This is a genomic window from Vibrio scophthalmi LMG 19158, from assembly GCF_000222585.1.
Taxonomy (GTDB): Bacteria; Pseudomonadota; Gammaproteobacteria; order Enterobacterales; family Vibrionaceae; genus Vibrio; species Vibrio scophthalmi.
Window position 1 is genome coordinate 12,586 of the sequence record NZ_AFWE01000079.1, and the last position, 13,326, is coordinate 25,911.

Here is a 13,326-nt window from a genome sequence, read left to right on the forward strand (position 1 = left end):
ATAATTAGTAAACGCGTTTGAAGCCGTTTTCTAGGTCTTCGATTAGGTCTGATACGTTTTCTAGACCAATGTGAATACGAACTAGCGTGCCTTCAAAATCAACAGGGTTCGCAGGGCGAATCGCGTTGAGCTCTTCAGGTTGGTTAGCCAAAATCAGAGATTCGTAACCACCCCATGAGTACGCCATTGAGAAGTGTTCAAAGTTGTCTAAGTACGCTTCTAGCTCTTCTTGAGTTAGCTTTTTATTCAGAACGAAGCTGAACAGACCGTTACAACCTTTGAAATCACGAACATAGAATTCGTGGCCTTTACAGCTTGGCAGTGCAGGGTGGTTAACCACGGCGACTTCAGGTCGTTCAGATAGCCATTGCGCGACTTCGATACTGGCTTTCTCATGTTGAGCTAAGCGAATGCCCATAGTACGTAAACCACGCATTGCCACGTATGCCGTGTCTGCGTCGACCATTTGACCCATTAGGTATGAACGCTCACGTAGGCGATCCCAGCAACGCTCGTTACTTACTGCAGTGCCTAGCATCGCATCAGAGTGACCAACGATGTATTTCGTCCCCGCTTGAATCGAGATATCAATGCCGTACTCAAGTGCTGGGAATAGGATGCCCGCAGCCCAAGTGTTGTCGATCATGATGATGATATCTTCTGAAACCGCACGAACGGCTTTCACAATACCCGGGATATCTTGTACTTCCATAGTTACCGAGCTTGGTGACTCTAGGAACAATACTTTAGTGTTTGGTTTTACTAGCTCAGCGATTTCAGCACCGATGGTTGGATCGTAGTAAGTGGTTTCGATGCCCATACCTTTCAGTACAATGTTGCAGAAATCTTGAGTTGGCTCGTAAGCCGCGCCTGTCATGATAACGTGGTCACCAGACTCAACGAATGCCAAGATAGCGTTTGAAACGGCAGCAGCGCCACATGGGTATAGGTAACAACCCGCGCCACCTTCTAGCTCACACATTGCATCTTGTAGAGCGAAGTGAGTCAGAGTACCGCGACGACCATAGAACAATTCACCTTTTGCACGGTTAGCTGTTGCGTGTTTCTTCTGTTGTACGCTGTCAAATACAAGTGAAGATGCGCGTTGGATCACTGGGTTAACAGAGCCTTGTAGGTAACGAGATTTACGGCCTGCGTTCACTAATTGTGTTTCGATATTTTTGCTTGTCATTGTTCTGTGTCCTATGCCAGTTGTTCAACAGGTTGAGATTGTTCTTGTTGTTGTGTTTCTTTACCCATAAAGCGTTCAACGATTTGTGTTGCGTTTAAGTCGTGTACTACGTTTAGAACCGTTGCTGGAGCATCACATACCGTACCGATTACAACCAGTACAGGGATCGCTTCAAGCGGTAGACCTAGCGTGGTTACGATGAAGATTTCACCTAGGAAAGCACCACCAGGAACACCACCGATGATGATTGCAGATAGCACCGCGATAACCATGGTCATTGCAAACACATCAAAAGTGAACGGTAGACCTAGTACTGCGTAGATGAAGACCACTTTGATTGCCGCAGTGATTGCTACGCCAGATTTGTTTAGGTTCACAAACAGTGGAATACAGATGTCGTAGATATCTTTACGAATACCCATGTTGTCTGCTGTTTTAATCGTTACAGGTAGTGTACCTAGAGATGAACACGTACCTAGTGCTGTAATAGAAGGTGCCGCCGCGTATTTCCAGAATTGTTTCACGCCATTTACGCCACCACCGATGTACGAGTAAACGCACGCACCAACGATGTAGTAAACCACCATGTAGCCACACAATAGGCCAATAACGGTTGCTAGAGGTGCAAGGATTGAGCTGTCTTGTGATGCCATAGTTGCCGCGAAGAATGCGCCTAGACCCACAGGTGCAAGTTTCATGATTAGGCCAACGATGTTCATTACGATTGCGTTTGCAGCATCGATAAGTTCAGCAATTTTTTTACCTTTCTCACCCGCTTGGCTGGTTGCGATACCGGCTAGAACCGACATTATGATCAGAGCAAGGATGTTTGATTTAGATAGCAGGCCAACAAAGTCATTGGTCGTAAACATGCTAACGAAATCCATGCCGCCATTGCCGCCAGTAAACTCTTGGCTAAGGTCGATCGTTACACCTTGAGAGATATCGAACATCTGAGCGATGCCCACGATACCCAGTGCAGGGAAGAAGGCCATTGCAATTGAGATGACCAATACAAGACCAAGAATTTTGCCTAGTTTTTTCAGGTCAGTCATGCTCGCAATTGAAGACATAACGCTGAGTGAAACCAGAGGAACGATCACCATGAAAAGAAGGTTTAGAAAGATTTGACCGATTGGTTTTACTTTGAGTGCCAGTTCTGGTGCCGCGATACCAAAGATCGCGCCAATGATGAGTGCCAATAGTAAGACTATTGATGAGCGGTACGGCTCTAGCTTTTTCCACATAATGTTTCACTCTTATTAGTTGTTAAATTTTGATAAAAAATTATCTTCACACTTATTATGGGGCGGATTATGGCGAATAATTTATACAAAAAACGTGATAATTATCGCTAAAATGAATGAATGATAGAAATTATTATAATTTATATCTTTATTTCACTGGTGTGTGATAAATTATTATAATAAAAAATACTAAGGAGATGGGGCATGAATTATTTGTCATTGTATGAACCAATCGTTGATATGTTGGCGGATTTTTTAGGGCACGACGTTGAGGTGGTTTTGCATGATTTGCGCGACTTAGAGGCCTCGATTTATAAGATTCGAAATGGCCATATCAGCGGTAGAGTCGTTGGCGATCCGATTACCAACTTGGTGGCAAAGTCGATAGCAACGGATAAGTCAGTAGACTATGAGTGCAACTATGTTGGTCTATCGAAAGACAACAAAAAGCTAAAGTGTGCGACTTTTTATATTCGAAATGCGGATAAAAAAATTGTTGGAGCGCTGTGCATTAACATGATGGTTGAGCAATTTGTTAATGCGAAGCGTTTTATAGATTCACTGCTTTCTGGTTTTCCAGAGATGACGGAAGAAAACCATGTTGATGAACATCTAGGTGTAAGCATTCCTGAGATGGTCGATATTCGTATCGAAAAAGTACTGGAAGCTTATCCGGTTGCGTTGGCAGATTTGTCGAAAGAAGACAAAATCACTATCGTGACCGATTTGAATAATGAAGGTATTTTCTTGCTTAAAGGCACCGTGGGTAAGGTGGCGCATAGCTTGAATATTTCAGAGCCGACGGTTTATAAATACTTACAGCAGTTGAAGTGATTACAGCGCTAAAAGTGGTAAAAATTATCGATTTGTAGTGATAAAAAAGCTCATCAGCGTGGCTGATGAGCCTTTTATTGTATGTTGAAAGTATCTGTCTCTAGCGCGGCACTTCAGCCTAGCGCATCGTTACAAATTCTTCGCTGCCTGTCGGGTGGATAGCAACCACAGAGTCGAAATCAGCTTTGGTTGCGCCCATTTTCATTGCTACACCAAAACCTTGGATCATTTCATCCACGGCAAAACCGATGCCGTGTAGACCGACGACTTTCTCATCATCGCCTGCGCAAACTAGCTTCATTTTGCATGGTTGACGGTGCTGCGTCACCGCGGTGTACATTGCAGTAAAGCCAGAGGTGTAAACCTTCACATTCTCTTTGCCGTAAAGCTCTTCCGCTTCTTGGGTGGTAAGGCCGATAGTGCCGATTGGTGGGTGGCTAAACACAACGGTTGGAACCAGTTTGTAGTCCATCTTCGCGTCAGTTTTACCATTAAATAGGCGCTCAGAAAGTTGGCGACCTGCCTTAACGGCGACCGGTGTCAGCTCAATACCACCTTCCATTATATCGCCAACACAGTAGATGCCTTCAACATTGGTCTGTTGGTATTCATCCACTTTGATGTAGCCACGATCGTTGGTTTCAACACCCGTTGATGCAAGGTTGATTGCGTCAGTCGCAGGGTGGCGACCAATAGCCCAAATTAGGCTATCAACGTTTTGGCTTTCACCGTTTTCTAGATGCAGTGTTAGGCTGCCATCGGCTTCTTTAACCACTTCTTTTGGTACTGAGTGAGTATGTAGCGTTGGGCCTTCAGCGTTCATCACTTCAACCAGAGTATCAATGATCATCGGATCAAAGCTGCGCAGTGGTGATTCTTTACGGCAGAATAGGTGCGTTTCGGTGCCAAGTGCGCTTAGAACACCTGCGATCTCAACGGCAATGTAACCTGCGCCGACAACGGCAACACGTTTTGGTTGCTCGGTCAGTTCAAAGAAACCATTCGAGTCGATGCCGAATTCAGCGCCAGGAATATTAGGAATGCTTGGACGACCACCCACGGCAATTAGGATGTGATCAGCGGTGTAAAGCTCACCATTTACTTCAACGGTTTTAGCGTCAACAAATCGTGCAAAGCCTTTAATGACATTTACTTTGTTGTTGCCCAAAACGCGATCGTAAGATTCATGAATACGACCAATATAGGCTTGGCGGCTTTCAATCAGTTTGCCCCAGTTAAGGCCTTTGTATTCAACGTCAAAGCCGTAATCTGGTGCGTATAGCTTCATTGCTTCAGCAATTTGTGCTCCATGCCACATCACTTTCTTTGGTACACAGCCAACGTTGACACAAGTACCACCAAGGTCTTGAGCTTCAATCAGTGCTACTTTAGCGCCGTACATAGAAGCACGGTTTGCTGATGCAATACCGCCGCTGCCGCCGCCAATACAAATATAGTCAAAATGAGTCGCCATTACTTTCTCCAATCATTGTTAGGGTGAGGCGAAATTGCATTGCTGTGTTGTGGATGCTGACTTATCCCAAGCAAGCTAACCCCGTATCCCTATTTAAATTTGTTTCCTATAAATTCTATATTGAGGGCGGATTGGTTGAACTCAATCCACCCTCACAGATTTTGTTGTGAGCTGCTTAGCTTTTATTAAACAATGACGTGATTGTTTCGTTTTTGATGAGCGTGCCAGCAGGCTCTAACTTTGTGAGGTGTGCTTATTCCGGCACAACCCAATCAACTTTCCAATGGCCTGTTGCTGGTGCAATCGCCTCTTGTAGGAAAGGTAGAATTTGTTTCATCTGGTTTTCTAGCATCCATGGCGGATTGATAACCATCATACCCGATGCCGTCATACCACGTTCATTGGTGTCTGGAGAGACACCAAGTTCTATATTTAGAATCTTGCGAATGCCAAGACCTTCTAAACCTTCTAGCATATCTTCAATATCGCAACGATTAACCACTGGGTACCAGATTGCGTAGATACCGGTCGCCCAACGTTTGTGACTTTGGGCAATAGCCTGTACTACATCGCGGTATTCTTTGGCTAGCTCGTAAGGTGGATCAATCAACACTAAACCGCGACGCTCTCTTGGCGGTAAGCTTGCGATGAGTCGTTTGAATCCATCTTCTTTGTAGATGCTCACTTGGCGATCACGATGGAATTCCTGCTCTAGTAATGGGTAATCGCTAGGGTGTAACTCAGTGAGTACCATGCGGTCTTGTGAGCGGATCTGTGCACGAGCGACACGAGGTGAGCCTGGGTAGTAACGCAGCGTTTCACCGTTATTGAGTACGCGAATTGATTCAATGTAACTGCTGATCTCTTCTGGTAGATTCGCTTGGTCCCAAATACGTGCGATCCCTTGCTTGTATTCGCCGGTTTTCTCAGACCATTCATGGGTTAAGTCGTAACGACCCACACCTGAGTGTGTATCGTGGTACACAAACGGTTTGTCCTTTTGCTTCAGTGCATCAAGGATAAGGCTTTGAACGATATGTTTGACAACATCAGCGTGGTTGCCAGCGTGGAAACTGTGGCGGTAACTCAGCAAGGGATACTCTCGAAATGGTCATGTAGACCATGGTCATTGCAATTAAGATTATGGCTTATTATATACCCAAAACTGGTCGAGATGCTTGTATCAAGCAGCAAGAAAGCAACAAGCGATCTGCGGCACGTTTGCATCAAGTTGTTAGCATAATCATCAAGGTGACTATTGAAAATCGCTTAATCTACCTATATTTAGTTAAGACGTAACTATTACATAAAAGACGAGCTCGTCAGTTCGCTTTGCGCAACAAAAGGAATGCTTTATGTCCAATCCGCTGCTAACTTTTACCGATTTACCGCCGTTCTCGCAAATTAAGCCTGAACATATTAAGCCAGCTGTCGAACAAGCCATTAGCGATTGCCGTGACAAAATTGAACAAGTGTTGGCGGGCAATACAGGGCCAACATGGGATAACCTCGTTGCACCAATCGAAGAAGTTGACGATCGTCTTAGCCGTATTTGGTCTCCTGTGAGCCATATGAATTCGGTGATGAATAGCGAAGCTCTGCGCGAAGCGTATGAAAGTTGTTTGCCATTGCTGTCGGAGTACGGCACTTGGGTCGGACAACACAAAGGCTTGTTTGAGGCTTACAAAGCGATCAAAGCTAGCCAAGCGTTTGCCGATTTGAATCAAGCAGAGCAAAAAACCATTACTGACGCATTGCGTGACTTTGAATTGTCAGGCATTGGTTTACCCGTTGAAGAGCAGCGCCGCTACGGTGAAATCAGTAAGCGTATGTCGGAGCTAGGTTCGCAGTTCTCAAATAATGTGTTGGATGCCACCATGGGTTGGACCAAGCATGTTACTGACGAAAAAGAATTGGCAGGCATGCCTGAGTCGGCATTAGCAGCTGCACAAGCCGCGGCCCAAGCTAAAGAGCTTGATGGTTATCTGCTGACACTCGACATTCCGTCATACCTACCGGTAATGACTTACTGTGATAACCAAGCCCTGCGCCAAGAGTTATATGAAGCTTACGTTACCCGTGCATCGGATCGCGGCCCGAATGCTGGCAAGTGGGATAACAGCGAAATCATCGCAGAGAAACTGAAACTGCGTCATGAAATAGCCCGTATGCTTGGCTTTGCGACTTACAGTGAAAAATCGCTAGCGACGAAAATGGCAGAGAACCCAGAGCAAGTCCTTGGCTTCTTAAACGATCTGGCGACTAAAGCGAAACCACAAGGTGAGCGCGAAGTCGAAGAGCTACGTCAATTTGCTAAAAGCGAGTGCGGTGTAGAAGAACTCAATCTTTGGGACATCGCCTACTACAGTGAGAAACAAAAACAGAACCTATTCCAAATCTCAGACGAAGAATTGCGTCCTTACTTCCCTGAGCAAAAAGCAGTAAGCGGCTTATTTGAAGTATTAAATCGCGTCTTTGGTATGACAGTCACTGAGCGTCAAGGTATCGATACCTGGCATGAGTCAGTACGTTTCTTTGATATCTTTGATAGTGAAGGCACGCTACGCGGTAGCTTCTATCTTGATTTGTACGCTCGTGAACACAAACGTGGCGGCGCGTGGATGGATGATTGTCGTGGTCGCCGCATGACCTTATCTGGCGAACTACAAACGCCAGTGGCCTACCTAACGTGTAACTTCAACCGTCCAGTGGGCGATAAGCCTGCGCTGTTTACTCACGATGAAGTCGTCACCTTGTTCCATGAGTTTGGTCACGGTATTCACCATATGCTGACTCAAGTTGCGACGGGTGCAGTATCGGGCATTAATGGTGTACCTTGGGATGCTGTTGAGCTGCCAAGTCAATTCTTAGAGAACTGGTGCTGGGAAGAAGAGGCGCTTGCATTCATCTCTGGCCACTATCTAACCGGTGAACCATTGCCAAAAGAGATGTTGGATAAAATGCTGGCGGCGAAAAACTTCCAGTCAGCGATGTTTATTCTTCGTCAACTCGAATTCGGCTTGTTTGATTTCACTCTACACACTGAATTCGAACCAGAAGTAGGCCCTCGCGTCTTAGAGACGTTAGCTGAAGTGAAAAGCAAAGTGGCCGTGCTGCCGAGCTTAGAGTGGAACCGTTTCTCACACAGCTTTAGCCATATTTTTGCTGGTGGTTACAGCGCGGGTTACTACAGCTATCTATGGGCAGAAGTGTTGTCTTCGGATGCATTCTCTCGTTTTGAAGAGGAAGGTATCTTTAACCAAGAAACCGGTAAGAGCTTCTTGAACAATATCCTTGAGATGGGTGGCAGTGAAGAGCCTATGGAGTTATTCAAACGCTTCCGTGGTCGTGAGCCGGAAATTGATGCTTTGCTACGCCATGCCGGTATCATCGCCTAATCCTGTTTACTCTTCGTATTTGAGTCTTTGTAGGATTTACAATTAAACAAAGCCTTCCATTTGGAAGGCTTTTTGCTATTTACTGCTATTTAGCCTCGGAAAAATGTGAAAATTAGCTTTGTAGCTTGTATTTGAGTAGTTTGTCGAGAGAGAGAGGGCCAGCACCCCATACCACAACAACCATGATCATTAAGCCCCACAACTGATGGTCATAAAAGCCTTTCTCCCACAACAATGGGTAAGAAACCACGGCAATAATATTAAAGACGAATAAGATTGCCGCCATTGGGCGAGTCAGTAATCCTAAGGCTAAAAATACGGGTAAGATTAACTCTGCTGCTGTGCCCATGTACGCGGCCATTTGCCATGGAATTAACGGGACTTGGTACTCATATTCAAATAGATAGAGCGTACTATCCCATGATGAGATTTTGATCAGCCCTGAGTTGAAAAATACCCAAGCCACCCATAAGCGGCAGAATAACAATAGCAGTGGTACAAAAACGCATTGGAGTTTAGCAATCATCGCGTCGTAATGGTTGAGCCAATTCTTTACAGCGGTTGTCATAATGCTCTCCTAGTGATTTTGTTCAGTCGAGTTGTCGATGGGGGACGTTAGGGAAAAACCGGCAATGACACCCAGTTCAATAATCGTGTTTAATGAGCTCAGTAATGACGGTTCAATATCCGCCAGGGGTATGCTTTTGTATAGTTGCTGAATGAGCAGAAATTCGGGATTGGTTAGAGCGATCCCTTTGGCTAGCCCCGTGTTTGTCGTGACGATAACACCTTGCTCGGCTAGGTTAATGTCTAGCCCTTCTATCTCATTTTTCTGCACTGCGTGATGCAGAGAAAAAAGCGCATATTGACTTGTGAAAGGGAGTGCCGCTGGAGATAAATGAAAACAGATGTGTGCATGTTGCTCAGGAGAAAGAGCGCTCAGTTGTGCAAGCGGCCTCAGTGAGAGCGATTTTACGTTAGCATGACGTTGTTGACTGATATCGAGCGTCCATTCAAAACGAGCAACCTCGGCACAATAAGGCGCAGCTTGCATCACGGCATCAAAGTGCAACAGCGTTTGATCGAAATGCTCACCATATTCACTGACATCCCCTTGGTTCAATGGGTTGTCCAGCACATGTTGGCGAGCAAGCTGTAAAAAGCACTCTTCTCCCAGCAATGCTTGCACGGTCGGATAGGTGATTTGCAAGATTTCGCTTAAACCGACAATAAAATTATTGCGGTAAATCTGCATTCGTTCATCGGCGGTGAATGCATCACTGATAATGTTGCAAGCCTCTCCGCTCGATTGATAGTGCAGAGCCTTGGCAAATTCATTTTGTAGCGCGGCTAAATTCATGATGCTTTCCTTGGCTGAGTCGTGCTTTGTGTTGTCGCCAAGGTATTGAGTATCATGCTGGCTTTACTCGCCTCATGAATTAAAACGTCGGGCGTTGGAATGTCGAGATCCCATTCAATTAAGGAATGACGAGCGCCATGCTCGGCTGACCATTGACTAAACAGTTGCCATACCTCATCGCTCACTGGACGGCTGTGGGTATCAATCCAGATTTCACCTTTATCCAATTGTTTGATGGTAAAACCGGCCAAATGAATTTCATCGACGGCGTCTGCGGGGATGCCCGCTAAGTATGTTTCACTGCCAAAACCATGGTTGAAGGCAGAAACATGAATATTGTTGAAATCGAGCAGCAAGCGACAACCTGTGCGGCGATGCACTTCGGCAAGAAAATCCCATTCGGCAATCGTTGAATGAGCAAATTTGACATAGCTTGAAGGGTTTTCGATCAGTAACGGCCTTTGCAGTGCATCTTGCACTTCAAGAACATTGCGACAAAAGACTTGCAACGCTTCTTCGGTATAGGGGAGAGGTAATAAGTCATTGAAATGATGACCACCGTGTTCACTCCAGCTTAAATGATCGGAGACAAGGATGGGCTCGACTTGTTTCACCAGTGCTTTTAACTTGGTCAAATGCTCCGCACTAATGCGCCCGACACTACCAAGTGATAAGCCGATGCCGTGACAGCTTATTTGGTAGCGCTCACGCAAAGTGAGAAGCTGCTGTCTCGCGAGAGAATGAGGTTGGAAATAGTTTTCGCTGTGGATTTCTAACCAAGAGAAGTGCGCAGGCTCGGAGAGAAAAAAATCCATGTGAGGTGTGCGTAAACCTACCCCAACCAATGAATGTTGAGCGGATAGTGTCACAAGGCTTTCCCTAAATAGTGTGATGTTCGACGGTGTTCGGTCTATCACTAGGTGCGCTGGTTGAGCGTCAGTACACCTAGTGATAGGCGTTTCGTTTAAGCTGACTCGGTGCTACCACCTGCAAGCTTGCCGCATAGTCCGGTTGGAACGACTACAAAAGCATCTTTTTGGTTATCTTCCTTGGCCGTTCCTGCGCATGAGCTGGTTTTGGTTGCGCAGTCATTTTTACCTGCTTTAGCCACGCCGTAGCACTTTTCTTTTTCCGCTGCGACAGCTGGTGCGGCGGTTAACATGGTGCCACCTAACGCAATAAGACCAGTGATTGCAGCTGTAACGGCTAGATTAGACTTTTTCATAGTAATTTCCTCTGACTGAATTCTTTTGTTTAAATCCACAAGTTAATCATCAACTTGCTTACATAAAAGGATAGAAAAGCCGCGGAAAAACTTTCATTAAAAATAAAGAATGTACAAAAATGTTTCGCTATTGTTACTTAATTGGTTGATGCGTAAGCAATAAAAAAGTGGAAAAAATTTCTCCTTTTTGTGCTCATATCGCATAGCTGTTTAGGTTATAATCAACTTTTATGTATAAATAACCAGTAGCTTAGCCATGATGGATCCTTCTTTACTTCTCGACGGTCTGAACGATAAACAGCGTGAGGCTGTAGCCGCTCCAATCGAAAATCTACTTGTTCTGGCCGGCGCAGGCAGTGGTAAAACACGTGTGCTCGTGCACCGCATTGCTTGGTTGATGTCGGTTGAACAGGCATCACCGTTTTCGATCATGTCAGTGACCTTTACCAATAAGGCGGCAGCAGAAATGCGTGGTCGTATTGAAGAGTTGATGATGGGCAGTTCATCTGGGATGTGGAATGGTACCTTCCATGGTATTTGTCATCGTATTCTGCGCGCGCATTATCTAGACGCTAAGTTACCGGAAGATTTTCAGATCATTGATTCTGATGATCAGCAGCGCTTACTCAAACGTTTGATTAAAGCGCAAAATTTAGATGAAAAGCAGTGGCCGCCACGTCAGGTTTGCTGGTGGATTAATGGTAAAAAAGATGAAGGCTTACGTCCTAATCACATCGATGCCTACCATGACCCAATTACTAAAACTTACCTGCAATTGTACAGTGCCTATCAAGAAGCGTGTGATCGCGCTGGCTTAGTTGATTTTGCTGAAATCTTGCTAAGAGCACATGAGTTGCTGCGTGATAAAACCGCGATTCGTGAACATTATCAAGCGCGCTTTAAGCATATCTTGGTCGACGAATTTCAAGATACCAACAACATTCAATACGCTTGGCTGCGCATGATGGCTGGTCGAGATACTCACGTGATGATCGTTGGTGATGATGATCAGTCGATCTATGGTTGGCGTGGTGCTCAAATCGAGAATATTGAAAAATTCACCCTTGAATTTCCGAGCGTGAATACCATTCGTCTTGAACAAAACTATCGCTCAACCAAGACCATTCTTGAAGCTTCGAATACTCTAATCGCCAATAATACCGAGCGAATGGGTAAAGAGCTGTGGACCGATGGCAAAGTAGGTGAGCCTATTTCGGTTTATTCGGCGTACAACGAGCTGGATGAAGCGCGTTTTGCGGTGAGTAAAATTAAAGAGTGGCAAGAGAAAGGTGGCGTGTTGAACGACACTGCGATGCTTTATCGTAATAATGCCCAGTCTCGTGTATTGGAAGAAGCCTTGCTGCAAGCGGGTTTACCTTATCGTATTTATGGCGGTATGCGATTCTTCGAACGTCAGGAAATTCGTGACGCATTAGGTTATCTACGTCTCATCAATAATCGTGATAACGACGCCGCTTTTGAACGTATCGTGAATACACCAACGCGCGGTCTCGGTGATAAAACCCTAGAGACGGTGCGCTTTGCTGCGCGCGATCGTGGTTGCACCTTATGGGAATCATGTGTCGCGTTGATTGATGAGCAAGTGCTGACTGGCCGAGCGGCTGGCGCATTGAGTCGCTTTATCGAATTGATTAATGCGATGGAAGATGACACCCGAGAAATGTCATTACATGAGCAAACTGACCATGTGGTGAAATACTCCGGCTTGTTCGCCATGTATGAGCAAGAAAAAGGTGAAAAGTCTAAAGCTCGTATCGAAAACTTAGAAGAATTGGTCACGGCAACCCGCCAGTTCGAAAAGCCAGAAGAAGCGGATGAAATGAGTGAGCTGACCGCTTTCTTAACGCATGCCGCATTGGAAGCGGGCGAGGGCCAAGCGGATGAGTTTGAAGATGCTGTACAGCTAATGACATTGCACAGTGCGAAAGGTTTGGAATTCCCGATGGTGTTTATGGTTGGGGTAGAGGAAGGGATGTTCCCAAGTCAAATGTCTGCAGAAGAAGCAGGGCGTTTGGAGGAAGAACGCCGTCTTTGTTATGTTGGCATGACGCGTGCGATGGAAAAGCTCTACATTACCTACGCGGAAATGCGTCGCTTGTATGGCCAAGATAAATACCACAAGCCGTCACGCTTTATTCGTGAGCTACCAGAATCTTGCCTAGATGAAGTGCGTATGAAAGCGCAAGTGAGTCGTCCTTCAAGTAGCGGTCGTTTCAGCCAAACAGTGGTAAAAGAGAGCTTTAATGAAACTGGTTTTACGCTTGGCTCTCGTGTTCTCCATCCTAAATTTGGTGAAGGTACCATCATTAACTTTGAAGGCAGTGGCCCACAGAGCCGCGTGCAAGTTGCTTTTAATGGTGAAGGCATCAAGTGGTTAGTGACCGCTTATGCTCGATTAGAAAAGCTCTAATCAGCAAGTTTTATTGAATTCAAAGGCGCACTTCGGTGCGCCTTTTTAGTATTTGGCCTATGGGTGTCCAAAAGCTCTCTAAGCAGTACAAACTTAATTGGTTTTCAAATTTACTTTGTATTATGGACTCTGTATTTGGTAGCAAGACGGAAAAATGAGAAGAGC

11 protein-coding genes are annotated in these 13,326 nt (G+C 45.5%); 3 read left to right on the plus strand and 8 right to left on the minus strand.

Annotated features, from left to right (window positions below):
• Positions 1–4 precede the first annotated feature (4 nt).
• Positions 5–1,192, minus strand: coding sequence for a cystathionine beta-lyase (gene metC, locus RH88_RS07115; RefSeq protein ID WP_005594534.1), 1,188 nt, complete (start codon positions 1,190–1,192; stop codon positions 5–7).
• Positions 1,193–1,203: 11 nt separating this feature from the next.
• Entirely contained in the window at positions 1,204–2,439 is a 1,236-nt protein-coding gene (locus RH88_RS07120; RefSeq protein ID WP_005594535.1) for a dicarboxylate/amino acid:cation symporter, read from the minus strand.
• A gap of 204 nt (positions 2,440–2,643) precedes the next feature.
• Here RH88_RS07120 and RH88_RS07125 point away from each other — a divergent pair, with 204 nt between their 5' ends.
• Positions 2,644–3,273 carry a helix-turn-helix transcriptional regulator gene (locus RH88_RS07125; RefSeq protein WP_005594538.1) on the plus strand — a complete coding sequence of 210 codons (630 nt, stop codon included), beginning with the start codon at positions 2,644–2,646 and terminating at the stop codon, positions 3,271–3,273.
• 118 nt (positions 3,274–3,391) lie between these two features.
• Here RH88_RS07125 and gorA read toward each other — a convergent pair whose 3' ends face one another.
• Both gorA and RH88_RS07135 read right to left on the minus strand, forming a co-directional pair.
• Complete coding sequence (gene gorA / locus RH88_RS07130; RefSeq protein ID WP_005594539.1) at positions 3,392–4,747, minus strand: glutathione-disulfide reductase; 1,356 nt, start codon at positions 4,745–4,747, stop codon at positions 3,392–3,394.
• A gap of 253 nt (positions 4,748–5,000) precedes the next feature.
• A complete protein-coding gene (locus RH88_RS07135; protein ID WP_005594541.1) occupies positions 5,001–5,840 on the minus strand; it encodes a 23S rRNA (adenine(2030)-N(6))-methyltransferase RlmJ in 840 nt (279 codons plus the stop codon).
• Positions 5,841–6,102: 262 nt separating this feature from the next.
• On the opposite strand from RH88_RS07135, the gene prlC reads away from it, so the two are divergent.
• Positions 6,103–8,145 (plus strand): oligopeptidase A, encoded by a 2,043-nt coding sequence (gene prlC / locus RH88_RS07140; protein ID WP_005594544.1) that lies wholly within the window; start codon positions 6,103–6,105, stop codon positions 8,143–8,145.
• Between the two features lie 112 nt (positions 8,146–8,257).
• On the opposite strand, the gene RH88_RS07145 is transcribed toward prlC, so the two are convergent.
• The 4 genes from RH88_RS07145 to RH88_RS07160 all read right to left on the minus strand — a co-directional run bounded on the left by RH88_RS07145 (position 8,258) and on the right by RH88_RS07160 (position 10,730).
• Complete coding sequence (locus RH88_RS07145) at positions 8,258–8,713, minus strand: DoxX family protein (RefSeq protein WP_005594545.1); 456 nt, start codon at positions 8,711–8,713, stop codon at positions 8,258–8,260.
• 9 nt (positions 8,714–8,722) lie between these two features.
• The gene (locus RH88_RS07150) at positions 8,723–9,505 is read right to left on the minus strand and encodes an HvfC/BufC N-terminal domain-containing protein (RefSeq protein WP_005594546.1); all 783 of its coding nucleotides are present in this window, start codon (positions 9,503–9,505) and stop codon (positions 8,723–8,725) included.
• Positions 9,502–10,320, minus strand: coding sequence for an MNIO family bufferin maturase (bufB, locus tag RH88_RS07155; RefSeq protein WP_241212166.1), 819 nt, complete (start codon positions 10,318–10,320; stop codon positions 9,502–9,504). The genes RH88_RS07150 and bufB overlap by 4 nt, the downstream gene beginning before the upstream one ends.
• Before the next feature lie 149 nt (positions 10,321–10,469).
• The gene (locus tag RH88_RS07160) at positions 10,470–10,730 is read right to left on the minus strand and encodes a BufA1 family periplasmic bufferin-type metallophore (protein WP_005594549.1); all 261 of its coding nucleotides are present in this window, start codon (positions 10,728–10,730) and stop codon (positions 10,470–10,472) included.
• Between the two features lie 256 nt (positions 10,731–10,986).
• Between RH88_RS07160 and uvrD the strand changes: the two genes are divergently transcribed.
• A complete protein-coding gene (gene uvrD, locus RH88_RS07165) occupies positions 10,987–13,161 on the plus strand; it encodes a DNA helicase II (protein ID WP_005594551.1) in 2,175 nt (724 codons plus the stop codon).
• The last annotated feature ends 165 nt before the right edge of the window (positions 13,162–13,326 follow it).

Excerpts from the sequence above, each read along its gene's own strand:
- bufB (WP_241212166.1), bottom strand. The coding sequence starts at position 10,320 with ATGGATTTTTTTCTCTCCGAGCCTGCGCACTTCTCTTGGTTAGAAATC.
- RH88_RS07145 (WP_005594545.1), bottom strand. The coding sequence starts at position 8,713 with ATGACAACCGCTGTAAAGAATTGGCTCAACCATTACGACGCGATGATT.
- gorA (WP_005594539.1), bottom strand. The coding sequence starts at position 4,747 with ATGGCGACTCATTTTGACTATATTTGTATTGGCGGCGGCAGCGGCGGT.
- metC (WP_005594534.1), bottom strand. The coding sequence starts at position 1,192 with ATGACAAGCAAAAATATCGAAACACAATTAGTGAACGCAGGCCGTAAA.
- RH88_RS07120 (WP_005594535.1), bottom strand. The coding sequence starts at position 2,439 with ATGTGGAAAAAGCTAGAGCCGTACCGCTCATCAATAGTCTTACTATTG.
- uvrD (WP_005594551.1), top strand. The coding sequence starts at position 10,987 with ATGATGGATCCTTCTTTACTTCTCGACGGTCTGAACGATAAACAGCGT.
- RH88_RS07160 (WP_005594549.1), bottom strand. The coding sequence starts at position 10,730 with ATGAAAAAGTCTAATCTAGCCGTTACAGCTGCAATCACTGGTCTTATT.
- prlC (WP_005594544.1), top strand. The coding sequence starts at position 6,103 with ATGTCCAATCCGCTGCTAACTTTTACCGATTTACCGCCGTTCTCGCAA.
- RH88_RS07150 (WP_005594546.1), bottom strand. The coding sequence starts at position 9,505 with ATGAATTTAGCCGCGCTACAAAATGAATTTGCCAAGGCTCTGCACTAT.
- RH88_RS07125 (WP_005594538.1), top strand. The coding sequence starts at position 2,644 with ATGAATTATTTGTCATTGTATGAACCAATCGTTGATATGTTGGCGGAT.